Below are 13432 nucleotides of genomic sequence, written 5' to 3'. Positions count from 1 at the left end.
TCGCTCGAAGGCGGGCACATCGATGGTTGCCGGACTCGGGGACTGGTGTGACTCGTGTGAGTCGGTCCCGTATTAGACGCGCATCACCGGGCTCAACGCGGATAGCGGGATGTGCGCCTGCACGGTGCCGCCGTCCATGAACCACTGCGGCAGGCCGGGGGAGAAGTTGATCGGCTCGTCGTGGCCGACCGGATAGTCGGGCATGTAGAGGATCAATTCGTCGGGCGTCAGCGCCCACGCCTTGTACGCGCCCGAGTAGACCTTGTCGGGAGTCCAACGGTCGAGAATAAACGGGTATGTGCCCGGATCATGCGGTGGCGGAGCCTGATTGAGCGCCGTGTCGATGAATGGCGCAGCCAGCGGTGGGATCGCGGTCAGCGGGTTCGACGTCGTCAGGTCGGCGAGCTGCACCCGTCTGCCCGCTGCCATGTCGAAGGTGAAGGTCCGGTAGGCGTTGTTGGGCTTCGGCCCGTCGGCGTGATAGTCCTCGTGGAACACGGCGCTGAGCAGATTGCCGTGCCGGAAAACCTCGAAGTTCTCCTCGCCGTAACTGTCGGCGGCCATGCTGCCGTTGGCCGCCTTCCAGTTGCCGACCAGGGTGCGCAGGTAGTCCCGGACCACCGGGCCGGTGGTCGGATTGTCGACCAGATCGTCGGGCACGGCGACCTTGATGTCGCGCACGGCGTTGCGTTCCGAGGTCACCGCGCTGTGGCAATACTGGCCGTCCCAATTACCGCCGAGCTCGCCGCAGAATGACGGCGCCGACGCGTGCGTGGTGGCGGTGCTGGGAATGGTTGCGGCCGCGGCCAATACGAACGCCGCCGACAGTCTCTTGAACATGAGATGGCTCCGCTCGCCTCAGAGGAGTTGGACTTTGCTTGCCCGCCACCGACCGTCGACCTTCTCCATGGTCATCTTGATCCTGCTGCGGTCGATGCGCGGGTCGGGTGCGGCCGTGTTGGTGACGGTCTGGTCGATGAAGAGCAGCACGACGACCCTGTCGGTGGATTCGGTCTGAATGGCCGAGTCGACCACCACTCCGTGGGCGGTCGCCTTGTTGTCGATCAACAGCTGCCGGAGTTTGACGCTGGACTGGGTGTACATGTCCTTGAATTCGCCGGTCGCGCCGTCGAGCACCTGCTTGAAGTTCTCGTCGACCTTGTTCGAATCGATGCTCGTCAGCACCTGCGCATAGGCGATGGCCGCCTGTTGAGCCTGCTCACCCGCCGCCTTCACCTGGTGGTCCTGCCACTGGCGCCACCCGAGATAGCCCGAAACGGCAAGTGAAGCAACGAGTAACACCGGCAGCGCGCTGCGGCGCAGGTACCGGCGCCAGGGCCGCTTGGCGCGCTCAGTCTTGCGTTTGAGCAGACCGCCTTGTTCGTCCTCGCCGTCGGTGTGCTCGTCACCTTCGTCCGTGGTCGTGTCGTCTGCCGAATCGTCGGGCGCGTCGGCGGATTCGTCGACACGCTCCTCCCCGGCTCGCACCTCCTCGGAATCTTCGCTGACGACTTCCGGTGCCTCGGCAGCCGATTCCGTGGGGGTTTCGGCTTTCGGGTTCTTCTTGGTGGTCACGACCACGATCATCTCCTAAAGGTCGATGGGTTCAATGCTCAGTGCGGCGGTTCGATCGGCAGCTGTGGCCCGCCGTAGGGGGTGGGAATGGTGTAGCGGCCCCGCGGCGTCGGGTCGGTCCGCTGGCCCAAGTTGGCGCCGGGCGGGGGACCGGCGGTGTCGTCGCCCCCCGGGCGAGGCGCGTTCTTGGCGCCGCGGATCGAGACCGCCGGGTCGTCGTCGCGGCAGTACGTGTACATGAACGGCTCGTAGTAGTCGGCGGCCGACGAAGCGTGCGCCGGTGTCCCGTAGTCGCAGACGTAGCGGGGATACAAATCGGCCGTCGCCCAGACACCGCCGTCGTGGAAGGCGCTCGTCACCGCGTCCAATACCGACCCGCGGTAATCGGGGAACAACGCGTTGAGCGCCGGCACCCGCAGATAGAGCAGCTGCGACATGGTGGCCATGCTGCCCAGCAACTGCACCATGGTGTCGGAGTTATCCGCGAACAGATTGTCGACCGCCGAAAGGGTGCGCGGCGTCTGCTGAGTCAGCCGACGGTAGCCGGCCTGCATTCGGGCCACACCGGTCAGTGTCTGGTTGAGTTCGGTTGCGGTGGCGCCCAATCCGTTGTTCTTGTCGCTGGCCAGGGTGAGCACGACGCGGCTTGTCTTGATGATGCTGGTGGTTTGGGGCAGCACCGAATCCAGCGTCGATAGCAGGAACGTGCCGCCGTCGACGATGGCAGTCAACTTCGCCGGCCCCTCCTTGCTCAGGCTCAATTCCTTCTTGATCAACTCGATTTTGTGCGGGTCGACCTGGGCCAGCAGCCCGTCGGCGTCGCCGAGCAACTGTGCCAAGCTGACCGGCACGGTGGTGTGGTCCAGGGCGATGAGGCTGCCGTCGTGCAGGTACGGCCCGGCGTCCGACGCGGCTTCGAAGTTGATGTACTGCTCTCCGGCCGGCGAGAGTGCCGACACGTGTACGACGCTGTTCGCCGGGATCCGCACCTTCGACGTGATGCTGGCGACGGCGTTCACCCCGTTGTCGGTGATCTGCAGCGACTCCACGCGGCCGATCCGCACCCCGCGCAGTGCGACGTCCTGATTGGGCAGCAAGCCGCCGGATTCCGCCAGCTGCACGGTGACCCGGTAGGACGAGGCGAAGGGCTTCACCCGTAGCGCTCCGATGAGCAGATAGGCGGTCGCCACGACGAGGATGAGCACCAAGCCGGCGACCGACAGCCAAACCTGTTGCCGGTGACCGGTGCGCACCGCGCGGACAACGACGTTGGCGCAGTTGGCGACGGCGCGCATCATGGCTGCGATCCCGGTGGTGGCGGCGGCCCGGCCGGTGGCGGGGCCGGGGCCGGCGGGGGGCCGGGGGCGACATCGATTTGGCCCGGGATGTTGGGGTCCGGAATGACCGGAACCTGTGGCGAATTCGGCCCCCGGCCGACCACGCGTTCCTGCAGCCGCCACAGCGTGTACTTGAGGGTGCCGACGAGCAGGTTCACGTTGTAGTGGTGCGGTCCGTGCAGCCCGATGTCACCGGGGAATCCGATATCGGGCAGCGACCCAAGCATGATCTTGTCGACACCGACATTCACCGAAATCGAGTTCCCCGCCGTAGATTTGACCAGTGGTGGGATCAGCCGATTGACCGACAGCCAGCTGGTATCCGGGCTCATCGCAACGTCGTTGGCGGCGCCGGCAATCGTATTCAGGTCGCGGATCACGCTGCGGCCGCTGGTGTCGGTCCCGCCGATTGACGGGAACCTGGCCAGCAGCCGGGAGGTGTCGCCCACCTGGACGGCCAGATCGGAAAGTTGACTGGTGTTATCGGCAAGGGCTGAAGTGGCGGGGCTGGCGGCCGCCATCAGGTCGCTGATGGTCTGGTTCTTGGCATCGAGTTGGTCGGCCAGCCTTGACAATTGGGTCAGCGCATGCGAAATCTGATCCGACCGGCCGTCCAACGTGCCGAGCAGTTCGTTGGACTTGCGGATCATGTCTCCGAACGCCTGGCCCTGCTCGCCGGTCGCCTTGCCGAATCCATTGATGATGTTGGTGAAATTGCGAACCGCGCCGCCGTTCACCAGAATCGCCGCCGAGCTCAGCACCGACTCGACGGTCGCGGCGGCCGCGGTCGAATCCAGCCCGATCGTGTCGCCGTCGCGCAGCATCGGCGTGTCGGCGGGATCGTCAGCGGGAGGCTTCAGCGCCACGAACACGTCGCCAAGCGGTGTCGCGGTGCGCAATTCGGCGGTGCTGCCCCGGGGCAGTTGCACGCCGTCACGGATGCGCAGCCGGGTGACTGCGGTGTAGTTGCGTGCGACCATCGATTCGAGCTGCCCGACGTCGGCGCCGGCGAGCTTGACCTTGGCGTTCATCGGCAGGTTCAACGCGTTGGAGAAGACCGCGTTCAGCGAATAGCCTCCCGAGCCGAGGCCCGGGGCCGGAAGAGGCAGGCTGGCAAGGCCGTTCGTGGCGCAGCCTGCGGTGACCATCGCCGCGGCCACCGCCGTCAACATGCCCCGCGCCCCCGTCGGCATCATTTCTGCCCCATGGCGGCCATGCCATCGAGCACATACGTCAACCCGAAATCGGGGCCGAAGTCCTGGATGGTCCCCGTGCTGCAGCCCAGTTGGCGAAGGCCCATCAGGTTGCAGATCTCTTTGGTGTACTGGCTGTCGAAGAGCAACCGATCCGTGAGGAAGCGGGCCCGCACGCTGCCGTTCGCCCGGTCGATCATGTTGTAGGCGTTGTCTGCCACCAACGGGGCCAGATCCAAAAGCTCGGCCAGGTCGCGCCGCTGGTCGGTCACCGTCTTCAGTGTGTCATTGCCGTGGAGCACGGTCTGCTTGACGCTGTCCCGGTTTTCGTCGAGCAGGTCGCCGGCCCGCTGGATCAGCTGGTCCAGTTTGCGCCCCGTGCTGCCGCTGCCAAGGTCCTCGTCGGCCATGATCTGGCTGACTTGGTGGATGGTGGAAGCGAATTCGCGCAACTTCGTGTCGTTGGCGGCCACAGCATCGAAGAGCGTGCTGATGTTCTTCACGATCGTGGTGATCTGCTCGCGGGTTGCCGCGCCGCCGTCGCTGGACAGCCGCAGGGCCTTGGACAGCTCACCCAGCGCCGCCTTGATCTTTTCGCCGTTGCCGTTGACCACCTCGGCGCCACCGCCCAGCACGTCGGCGATCGGCCCGCCACCGTGGCCATCACCCTCGAGCGACTTGGTCACCTTGTCCAAAACATTGAGGACGCTGCTGAATTCGACGGGTGTCTTGGTCCGGGGCAGCCCGATGGTGTCGTGGTTCTGCAGGGTCGGACCGCCGCGATACGGCGGCGTGAGCTCGATCTGGCGGTCGGTGAGGATGGAGGTCGACACCGTGACGGCCTGAGCGGTGACCGGCACTTTGACGTGCCGGTCGACGGTGAACTCGACTTCGACATAGCCGCCCTTGGCGTTGATCTTGGTGATCTTGCCCACCGGCATGCCCAGCACCGCCACCTCGTTGCCCTCGTAAAGCCCTGAGGCGCTGTCGAATTGGGCGGTCAGGGTGATCGTGTCCTCGTCGGAGCCCAAGGTCCACCAGCCGATACCGACCGCCGCGGCGATGACCGCGACCGCGGCGACGATGGCCAGCGCCTTGGCGCCCAGCCCCCTCACTTGCAGTCCTTGAAGTACTGGATCATGCCGAACTGCTTGGCACGGCCGCTGATCGCGCACATCCAGGAGTCGATCAGCGGGACATTGGGGGCGTTGAAGTTGACCGCGTTGCCCTCACCGGTGAGGTTGGCGGCCTCGCGGAAAAAGATCGGGCTGGTCTGCAGCATGCTGTGCAGCAGGTCGTCGTGTTCAGACATCAGGTTGGTGAAGTCGCGCATGTCTTTGATCAGCGCGTCCAGGCCCGAGCGATCATTGACCACGACCTGGCTCATGGTGTCGACCAGGCTCGACAACGACTGCATCATCGCGTGAAAAACGGCACGCCGCGCGACGAATTGGCCCAACAGGTCTTGTCCCTGGTCCACCAGGGCGCCGATGCCGGCCTGTTGGCGCCGCAACGTGTTGGTCACCTGCTCGGTGCTGCGGAGCAGCTGTCCGAGCTGGTCGCGTCGTACCGCGATGATCGAGGACAGCGTGTTGATGTTCGTGATCGCCTGCGGCACAACGGCGGGCAGACCCTCGAGCTGCTTGCCCAGCACCGCCAGCGACTGCGCGAACCTGTCGGAGTCCACCTGCTCGAAAGTGGTGGTGGCATCCTGCAACGCGGCCTGCAGGTCGTAGGGCACTTCGGTGTGCGCCAGGTCGAAGGTCTCGTGAGGCAGGCGGGCCGGGCCCCTGGGTTCCAGGGCGAGGTAGCGCGAACCCAGGATGGTGGTAACCCTGATCTGAGCTCGGGAGTCCTTGCCCAGCTTGATGTCGTCGCGCACCTTCAAGCCAGCCTCGACATGGTCGCCGACGAGTTTCATGCTGGTGACGTTGCCCACCGGGATGCCCGCGACCACGATCGGGTTGCCGGCGCGCAGGGAGGCCGCCTGGAGAAATTCCGCGGTGTAATGCCGGTAACCGGCGCCGATCGCATGAACCAGCAGCATGACCGAAATCACCACCGCGACGACCGCGACGGCGATGAACCCGAGCCAGGTCTTGTTGTAGCTCTCCAGCGGACGCTTCCGCATCCCCGAAAGCCGTTGCCGTACCCACGGGTCAGCCATCGACTGTGCTCCTACACCTCGGGGTGTGCCAGGCCTTGTTGCCCGGGGTGGCGGCGTTGATGATGATCGGCACCACATCGTTGAGCCCGGGGAAGAACCCCATGAAGTTCACGTCACACACGTAGGCGTTGCCATAGGCACCCTGATTGCCCACCCGGATAAGGCCTTTCAGCAGCAGCGGGATGTTGTCGCCGAAGAACGCCACCTGCGGCTCGACGTCCATGACGTGTCTGGCGACACCGGGCTGACGGTCGATGAATTCGCGCAGTGCCGGATACACATCCGTCGCGGAGGTAGACAGCCGACCGGTCACCCGAGCCAATGAACCCACCGAGGCGACAAGGTCCGGACGGCGCCGGTCGAGCTCGCCGACGACGCTGCGGGTCTGCGTGATGACTCCGTCGAGGTTGTCGTTCTGTTGGGCGAGGTTGCCGACCACCTTGTCGAGATTGGTGATCACGCTGCCGAGGGCCTGATCGCGGCCGGCGAAAGTCTCTGTGAGCGTAGAGGTCTGACCGACCAACGTGGCGAGCGATGACGTGTCGCCCTGCAAGGACTGAATGATGCCCTTGGTGAGGTTGTCGGCGTCATGCGGGTTAAGCAGGCTGAACAGGGGTTCGTAGCCGTTGAGCAGCGTGGTCACGTCGAAAGACGGTTCGGTGCGTTCCACCGGGATCGTGCTGCCCGGTGGTAGCAGCTGCGGACTGCCCTCCTTGCCGATGGACAGTCCGAGGTAACGCTGCCCGACGATGTTCTGATAGGTCACCGACGCGAGTGTGTTTCCGAACAACCGCTGTTCGGACTGCACGACAAAGGAGACCTTCGCCAGTGTCCCGTCGAGTTCCACCTTTTCAACGCGGCCCACGCGAACCCCGGCCACGCGAACGTCGTCGCCTTCGCGGAGCCCGTACACGTCGGTGAACACCGCCGAATACCTGGCCGTGTTGCCGGCTACGTCGCGCCGCAGGCTCACGTACACCAGCCAGGTCAGCGTCAACGAGACGATCATGAACAGCGTCAGCGCGATGAGTGGGCCTCGAAACCTCATCGAAATCTCACTTGCCCTCCCCGGGTGGATGAGTCAGTGACACCGTGGTTCCGCGGGCGACCGGGCCCAGCAGCAACTCGGTGGCTTCGGTTGCGGGGGCGCCGGTGATGACGCCGAGCATGTTTCGTTCGTACTGGCTCCCAACGGGGCCCACGTTGCCCCCGAAAGAGGCCCGGTACGAGGCCTGTGGAATCCACGGCGCCTTGGGTGCCACCGGCGCGACCCACGGCTGGTGTGGTTGTGGTGTCGCCGGCGCCCCGGGTGAGGGGTTGTCGGGATTCGCGCTGCCGGGTACTGGTGGTGACGGTGTAATACCAGGGGCCAGCGGCGGATTGGGATCGGTCAGGTTGGGGGTGGGGTTGATCAGCGGCGGCCCCACCGCCACCAGGTTTCCGTCCGGGCCGATCACGGTGCCGGGCGGCGGAGCCAGATCCTTGGGCGGATGGTAGTTCTGTGGCAGCAGCACCTCGGGCAGATCGGGTCGTACCGGGATCAGCGGTGCGGTAAAGCAGCTGGGTCCTTTGAGCTCGCCGTAATGGGGACAGTCGGCGCGGGTGTAGGTGGAACTGGGCGTGAAGGTAAGCATCGCGCGCATGTTGCCCACGTTCGTGCGCGGGTTCCACACCTGTTCCATGAACTGATTGGCCAGGTTGTCCAGCTTGGCGACGGCGGGCACGAAGTTGTTCGATTTCTGCGCCAAGATGCCCAGCACCGGTGTGAAATCGGTGGTGATCCTGATCAGTTGATCGATGTGGTTGTCCAAGGATTGACGTGTCGTGCCGACGGTGTAGTCGGCGCCCGACAGCAGCGAGGCCAACTGCCCGCGGCTCTCGGTGAACGTCCGCATCGGCTCGACGGCCTGATGCAACGCGTCGAGGAGATCGGGTGCCGTCTGCGCGAGACCGGTCGTCGCGTCCAGCAGCGCCGACACCGTCGAGGGGCCGGTGTCGGTGCTGACAATCGAATTCAGTTGATCGAGAGCGCGGTTCAGTTGCGCGCCGGCGTTCAGCAGGGTCACGCGGCGGTGGTCGGTGGCGGCGCCCAGGGCGGCTAGGATCCCGACGGACCTGTCGTCGCGGCCACGGCCCGCCGCGGCGAGCAGGTCACGCAGCTTGCTGACAGTCGTCTGGAACAGCACGGTCGGCAGCCGCTTGTCCTCCAGGATGTGGGCGCCGTCGCGGATTTTTGCACCGGAGCCCTTGCCTACCAGTTGGACCGACGAAACGGCAAAAACGTTGCTGGGTACCACGCGTGCCGTCACGCTCGCCGGAATCGACTTGGCGTATTCCTCTTTGAGGTCGATGTGGACGTAATTGCGCTTGGGTGGGCAGCCGGGACGACGTCGTTGACCATTCCGACGAGCACGCCGTGGTATTTGACGTCGGACTTCTGCGGAAGGCCATCACCCACGTTGACCAGGTCGGCAACCACCCGCACGTAATCATTAAGTCTGCCAGTGGATTTGACCAGCATCGCCGTGGTGATCAGGGCGCTGACCACGATTACCGCAACGCCGATGCCCAGCAGCTGCCGGTCGGTGGGGCCGCGGCCGTCCAGCTCAATGGAATTGGGCATGTTCCACCGACCTAGCCACCGAACCTCGCGCCGGAGTCGACACCCCAAAGCGCCATGGTGAGCAGCATGTTCACGATGATCACGACGGTGATGCTGGCCCGCATACCGTGCCCAGCGGCGACCCCTACGCCCTCGGGCCCGCCGCTGGCGTAATACCCGTAGTAGCACTGGATCGTGGAGGCGATCCACACGAAGATGACGGCCTTGATCAACGAATAGACGATGTCCTGGCCGGCCAACATCAGCGTGAAGTAGTGCAGGTAGGAACCGGTCGACCCGCCGCTGCCGATGCCGACAACGATCTGTGTGCTCAGGTATCCGATCGCCAGGCAAGCGGCGTACAGCGGGACGATCGCCACCACCGAAGCGATCAACCGGGTGGTCACCAGGTAGGGGATTGGGCGGATGGCAATCGATTCCATCGCGTCGATCTCCTCGGCGATACGCATGGATCCCAACTGCGCGGTGAAGCGGCAACCACCCTGCATGGCGAACGCGAGCGACGCCATCAGGGGAGCCAGTTCGCGGGTGTTGACCAACGACGAGACGAACCCGGTGGCGGGCCCGAGTCCGAGCAGGTCCAGGAAGTTGTAGCCCTCGATGCCGACGAGGGCGCCGACGGTCATGCCGAGCACGACGGCCACACCGGCGGTTCCCCCACCCACCACGATCGAGCCGTTGCCCCAGGTGATGTTCGACAGCAGCCGCAGGAATTCGGCGCTGTACTGCCGCAAGGCCAGTGGCACGGCGACCAGCGCGCGGACGAAGAAGACGAGCAGGTGGCCGAGCCGGATGATCGGCACTCTGCCCCGTCGGTAAACCCGGACGAGCGGCGTCGAAATCGGTGCGAAAGGCCGGTAGGCGGATGCCGTCACGTCATAGTCCCGTCCTGGGTGACAACATGATGTAGAGCTGGCTGATCGCGACGTTGACGATCATCAACAGCAGGATCGCCTCCACCACGGCGGCATTCACGGAATTCGCGACCCCGGTCGGTCCACCCTTGGTGGACAAGCCTTTTTGGCTCGAGACGATGGCGACGATGGCGCCGAACACGATGGCTTTGATCAGCGCCAAGACCATGTCGCCGGTTGTCGCGAACGACGCGAACGTCGATACGAAGCTGCCAGGTGCGCCGTTCTGGAAGTAGACGTTGAACATGTAGCTCGCGAAGAATCCGGCGAAGCACACGACGCCGGTAAGGGCCACCCCGATCATCACCGCCGCGGCGAAGCGGGGGACGACCAGGCGGCGGACAACCGAGACGCCCATCACCTCCATTGCGTCGGTTTCCTCGCGCATCGTTCGCGAACCAAGGTCGGCCGTGATCGCCGACCCGACCGCAGATGCCATGAGGACCGCGGCCACCAGCGAGGCCCCCTGCCGGATGACCGCGAGCCCGCTGGCAGCCCCGGCCAGTGACGTGGCACCGACCTGGCCGGCCAGCAACGCGAACTGGATGGACAGGGTGACGCTGATCGGCAGCGACACCAGGATCGTCGGCAACACGGCGGTGCCGGCCATGAACGCGCCCTGCCGGACGAACTCCTGCCACTGGAATCGCCCGGTCACCAGGTCGTAGAAGAAGTATTGAGCGGTTCGCACCCCGAGAACGAACTGTTCACCTACCGTCGTCAGCGAGGCGACCGGGTGACGTTTGACGTAACCGACGGACCAGTTCTTGATCGCGTTGACGCCATCAAGCTGTGCCGTCGTCATAGCGGCGTGACCTGCGGTCCGTCTAGCAAAGCCATGGCGCGGGTCGTCGCGTACCAGCTACCGCCTTCATCGGCGCTCTTCCCACCCCTAAGTCGTGAGTGCCGAGCGGAGGCCATTGCGCGACCGTTGGACCCTATCCTTATTAAAATAGTGTCAACAAGCGCCGGGACTCCGCAGCTCATCGGTGTGTGCCGCCTCACACTAGCCTACTTGATAGGGACTTTCAATAGTGTAGAGTCACTCATCTGAATTCGTCGCTGGACGGCTTCGTGCGGTCCTATTACCGGATCGACTAAGGTGGTGGCATGGCCTCAGCAAACACCGGTTCGCTGCGCGACCGACGCCGTGCTGAGCTGCTTTCCCACATTCAACAGACCGCGCATCAACTGTTCGCCGAGCGCGGTTTCGAGGCGGTGACGACCGAGGACATCGCCTCGGCCGCCGGCATCTCCATCAGCACGTATTTCCGGTACGCGCCGACCAAGGAGGGATTGCTGGTCGATCCCGTCCGCGAGGCGGCCTCCGAGATCGTGGGTGCCTACAGCGCCAGGCCGCCCCACGAGTCACCCGTTGAAGCCTTGATCCAGCTCTTCGTCACGCGCGCCATGGATATCAGCGAGATTGACAACCTTGATACCTGGCGCCTTGCCGTGGCAACCGCCCCCCACTTGTTGACCAAATCAGTGTTGGTCAGCGAAACAGATCACGGCACGCTGATCGAGCAAGTCGCACACCGGATGCATGTTGATGCGGCGGTTGACATTCGGCCCGCGCTGTTGGTCCACACCAGTTTGGCCACAGTGCAATTCGTGCTCGATGGGTGGTTGACCTCCAACACCGCCGAGAGCCCACCATTTCACGTGCGGTTGGAGGAAGCGCTGCGGATCACGCTCGCCGGATTCGAGGGACGAAGCGGCTCAAAACCCCGCCGGTGCTAAACCGCCGTGACTTTGCTGGCCACGGCGTGAAACAATCGCTGGCCGTGAAGACCTTCGAGGATCTGTTCGCCGAACTTGGCGAGCGTGCCCGTACCCGGCCGGCCGGCAGTGCGACGGTTGCCGCACTGGACGGTGGCGTCCACGGGCTGGGCAAAAAGATCCTCGAGGAAGCCGGCGAAGTGTGGCTGGCCGCCGAACACGAATCTGACGACGCGCTGGCCGGGGAAATCAGCCAGTTGCTCTATTGGACGCAGGTATTGATGGTGGCCCGCGGGCTGACCCTCGACGACGTTTATCGGAAGCTATGACCATGCTGCGGGTTGCGGTCCCCAACAAGGGCACGCTGAGCGAGCCGGCCAGCGAGATCCTCGCCGAGGCGGGATACCGGCGGCGCACCGACACCAAAGACCTGACCGTCATTGACCCCGTGAACCAGGTTGAGTTCTTCTTCCTGCGGCCCAAAGACATTGCCATCTACGTGGGTTCGGGAGAACTGGATTTCGGCATCACCGGCCGGGACCTGGTGGGCGATTCCGACGCACCGGTGCGCGAACGCCTGGCGCTCGGGTTCGGCTCGTCGAGCTTTCGCTACGCCGGACCGGCGGGGTGCGGCTGGAAGATCGCCGACCTGGCCGGCAGACGGATCGCCACCGCCTATCCTAATCTGGTCCGAAAAGACTTGGCGGGCAGGGGTATTGAGGCGACCGTTATCAGACTCGATGGCGCGGTGGAGATCTCGATACAACTCGGCGTGGCTGACGCGATCGCCGACGTGGTGGGTTCCGGGCGCACTCTGAGCCTGCATGACCTCGAGGCCTTCGGCGAACCGCTGTGCGATTCCGAAGCGGTGCTGATCGAGAGCGACCAGACCAGTAAGTCCGGGACGCAAGCGGCGCGTGACCAATTGGTAGCGCGGATTCAGGGCGTGGTGTTCGGCCAGCAATATCTGATGCTCGATTACGACTGCCCCCGCTCGGTGCAGGATAGGGCCACGGCGATCACGCCGGGGCTCGAGTCGCCCACCATCGCACCCCTGGCCGACCCCGACTGGGTCGCCATTCGCGCGCTGGTGCCGCGTCGGGGCGTCAACGAGATCATGGACGAGTTGGCCGCCATCGGCGCCAAAGCGATTTTGGCGTCCGACATCAGGTTCTGCCGCTTCTGATCGCGCGCGGTGACCAGGTCCGCATAACGAAGGTCTGGGCCGCGCTGACCTTAGTGCCGGACCGTCAGCCGCTGTCCATGGGCATGTCGATGATGGTTTGAATGACCGCGGACACCGCATCGGTCAAGTTTTCTGGCGCGGCTTCGGTGAGTGCCGGCGTCTGGATGACGCTTCGCATCAACCACACGCCGGCGATGACGGACAGGATCAGCTCTGTGCGGAGGTGCTGGTCCGGTTCCGGTAGTTGGGAGGCGAGCCGTCGTGCGACATGGCGTGAGAGAGCATCGCGCACGATCTGGGCGGCGCGCGGGTTGGGTACCGATCGCAGCATGATCGGGAATCTGCCCAGTTGCTCGGCGTCGGGTGCGCTGAGCGCAATGAGGTTGTCCGCAGCGTCGCGTGCCAGTGCCTCGGGCTCGCTGGCGAAGAACGCCGGCGGCGCAAACGCCGCCTCGACCACTTCGGCGAAGAGTTGTTCCTTGGAGCCGAAGTAGCGGTTGATCAGCATCGCGGTCACACCGGCGTCACGGGCGATGTCGCGGACCCCGACGCGGTCATACCCGTAAAGCGCGAAGGCCTGTAGCGCTGAGGCCAGGATGTCGGCGCGGGTTTTGGCCGCGTTTCGCGGGCGAGGGGTCGCGGACCGCTTTTTCGGATGCACCATGTCTGCGAGTGTAGACAACGGCGGCCCGGACTAGTCTACAGTTGTAGACAT

13 protein-coding genes and 1 pseudogene are annotated in these 13432 nt (G+C 64.7%); 3 read left to right on the top strand and 11 right to left on the bottom strand.

The genetic code is table 11. The annotated features are described in order from the left end of the window. Window positions 1-72: 72 nt before the first annotated feature. From AC5Y4F_RS12180 to AC5Y4F_RS12135, 10 genes and pseudogenes are all read right to left on the bottom strand, one after another. Window positions 73-840, bottom strand: a complete 768-nt coding sequence (locus tag AC5Y4F_RS12180) for a mannan-binding family protein (protein ID WP_067932098.1) — start codon at window positions 838-840, stop codon at window positions 73-75. A gap of 18 nt (window positions 841-858) precedes the next feature. Continuing rightward, the gene (locus AC5Y4F_RS12175) at window positions 859-1587 is read right to left on the bottom strand and encodes an Rv1363c family protein (protein WP_499996896.1); all 729 of its coding nucleotides are present in this window, start codon (window positions 1585-1587) and stop codon (window positions 859-861) included. Between the two features lie 26 nt (window positions 1588-1613). After that, complete coding sequence (locus AC5Y4F_RS12170; protein ID WP_499996895.1) at window positions 1614-2873, bottom strand: MlaD family protein; 1260 nt, start codon at window positions 2871-2873, stop codon at window positions 1614-1616. Further along, a complete protein-coding gene (locus tag AC5Y4F_RS12165; protein ID WP_499996893.1) occupies window positions 2870-4108 on the bottom strand; it encodes an MlaD family protein in 1239 nt (412 codons plus the stop codon). Before AC5Y4F_RS12165 ends, AC5Y4F_RS12170 begins: the two co-directional genes overlap by 4 nt. Beyond that, the gene (locus tag AC5Y4F_RS12160; protein WP_499996892.1) at window positions 4105-5220 is read right to left on the bottom strand and encodes an MCE family protein; all 1116 of its coding nucleotides are present in this window, start codon (window positions 5218-5220) and stop codon (window positions 4105-4107) included. The genes AC5Y4F_RS12165 and AC5Y4F_RS12160 overlap by 4 nt, the downstream gene beginning before the upstream one ends. Then, window positions 5217-6272, bottom strand: coding sequence for an MCE family protein (locus tag AC5Y4F_RS12155; protein ID WP_499996890.1), 1056 nt, complete (start codon window positions 6270-6272; stop codon window positions 5217-5219). The genes AC5Y4F_RS12160 and AC5Y4F_RS12155 overlap by 4 nt, the downstream gene beginning before the upstream one ends. Then, window positions 6265-7320 (bottom strand): MlaD family protein, encoded by a 1056-nt coding sequence (locus AC5Y4F_RS12150; RefSeq protein ID WP_067930481.1) that lies wholly within the window; start codon window positions 7318-7320, stop codon window positions 6265-6267. Before AC5Y4F_RS12150 ends, AC5Y4F_RS12155 begins: the two co-directional genes overlap by 8 nt. A gap of 7 nt (window positions 7321-7327) precedes the next feature. After that, window positions 7328-8895, bottom strand: a pseudogene (locus tag AC5Y4F_RS12145) (MlaD family protein). 11 nt (window positions 8896-8906) lie between these two features. After that, window positions 8907-9770: an ABC transporter permease gene (locus AC5Y4F_RS12140; protein ID WP_067930487.1), complete on the bottom strand. Its 864-nt coding sequence runs from the start codon at window positions 9768-9770 to the stop codon at window positions 8907-8909. A 1-nt stretch (window position 9771) separates the two neighbouring features. Then, the gene (locus AC5Y4F_RS12135; RefSeq protein ID WP_067930490.1) at window positions 9772-10614 is read right to left on the bottom strand and encodes an MlaE family ABC transporter permease; all 843 of its coding nucleotides are present in this window, start codon (window positions 10612-10614) and stop codon (window positions 9772-9774) included. 305 nt (window positions 10615-10919) lie between these two features. On the opposite strand from AC5Y4F_RS12135, the gene AC5Y4F_RS12130 reads away from it, so the two are divergent. From AC5Y4F_RS12130 to hisG, 3 genes are read left to right on the top strand one after another with little or no spacing between them, the layout of a single operon-like run. Continuing rightward, complete coding sequence (locus AC5Y4F_RS12130; protein ID WP_067930493.1) at window positions 10920-11552, top strand: TetR family transcriptional regulator; 633 nt, start codon at window positions 10920-10922, stop codon at window positions 11550-11552. 26 nt (window positions 11553-11578) lie between these two features. Further along, a complete protein-coding gene (locus tag AC5Y4F_RS12125; RefSeq protein WP_064885366.1) occupies window positions 11579-11860 on the top strand; it encodes a phosphoribosyl-ATP diphosphatase in 282 nt (93 codons plus the stop codon). Window positions 11861-11862: 2 nt separating this feature from the next. Next, entirely contained in the window at window positions 11863-12717 is an 855-nt protein-coding gene (hisG, locus tag AC5Y4F_RS12120) for an ATP phosphoribosyltransferase (protein WP_067930515.1), read from the top strand. A gap of 64 nt (window positions 12718-12781) precedes the next feature. Here hisG and AC5Y4F_RS12115 read toward each other — a convergent pair whose 3' ends face one another. Further along, the gene (locus AC5Y4F_RS12115) at window positions 12782-13381 is read right to left on the bottom strand and encodes a TetR/AcrR family transcriptional regulator (protein WP_499996888.1); all 600 of its coding nucleotides are present in this window, start codon (window positions 13379-13381) and stop codon (window positions 12782-12784) included. Window positions 13382-13432 lie beyond the last annotated feature (51 nt).

This window comes from Mycobacterium sp. NGS56 (assembly GCF_059812425.1).
Note: the sequence above shows the minus strand (reverse complement) of the source record. Positions and strands in the feature narration are given on the sequence as shown.

Coding starts and splice junctions, on each gene's coding strand:
- AC5Y4F_RS12180 (WP_067932098.1), bottom strand. CDS start 840: ATGTTCAAGAGACTGTCGGCGGCGTTCGTATTGGCCGCGGCCGCAACC.
- AC5Y4F_RS12175 (WP_499996896.1), bottom strand. CDS start 1,587: ATGATCGTGGTCGTGACCACCAAGAAGAACCCGAAAGCCGAAACCCCC.
- AC5Y4F_RS12170 (WP_499996895.1), bottom strand. CDS start 2,873: ATGATGCGCGCCGTCGCCAACTGCGCCAACGTCGTTGTCCGCGCGGTG.
- AC5Y4F_RS12165 (WP_499996893.1), bottom strand. CDS start 4,108: ATGATGCCGACGGGGGCGCGGGGCATGTTGACGGCGGTGGCCGCGGCG.
- AC5Y4F_RS12155 (WP_499996890.1), bottom strand. CDS start 6,272: ATGGCTGACCCGTGGGTACGGCAACGGCTTTCGGGGATGCGGAAGCGT.
- AC5Y4F_RS12150 (WP_067930481.1), bottom strand. CDS start 7,320: ATGAGGTTTCGAGGCCCACTCATCGCGCTGACGCTGTTCATGATCGTC.
- AC5Y4F_RS12135 (WP_067930490.1), bottom strand. CDS start 10,614: ATGACGACGGCACAGCTTGATGGCGTCAACGCGATCAAGAACTGGTCC.
- AC5Y4F_RS12130 (WP_067930493.1), top strand. CDS start 10,920: ATGGCCTCAGCAAACACCGGTTCGCTGCGCGACCGACGCCGTGCTGAG.
- hisG (WP_067930515.1), top strand. CDS start 11,863: ATGCTGCGGGTTGCGGTCCCCAACAAGGGCACGCTGAGCGAGCCGGCC.
- AC5Y4F_RS12115 (WP_499996888.1), bottom strand. CDS start 13,381: ATGGTGCATCCGAAAAAGCGGTCCGCGACCCCTCGCCCGCGAAACGCG.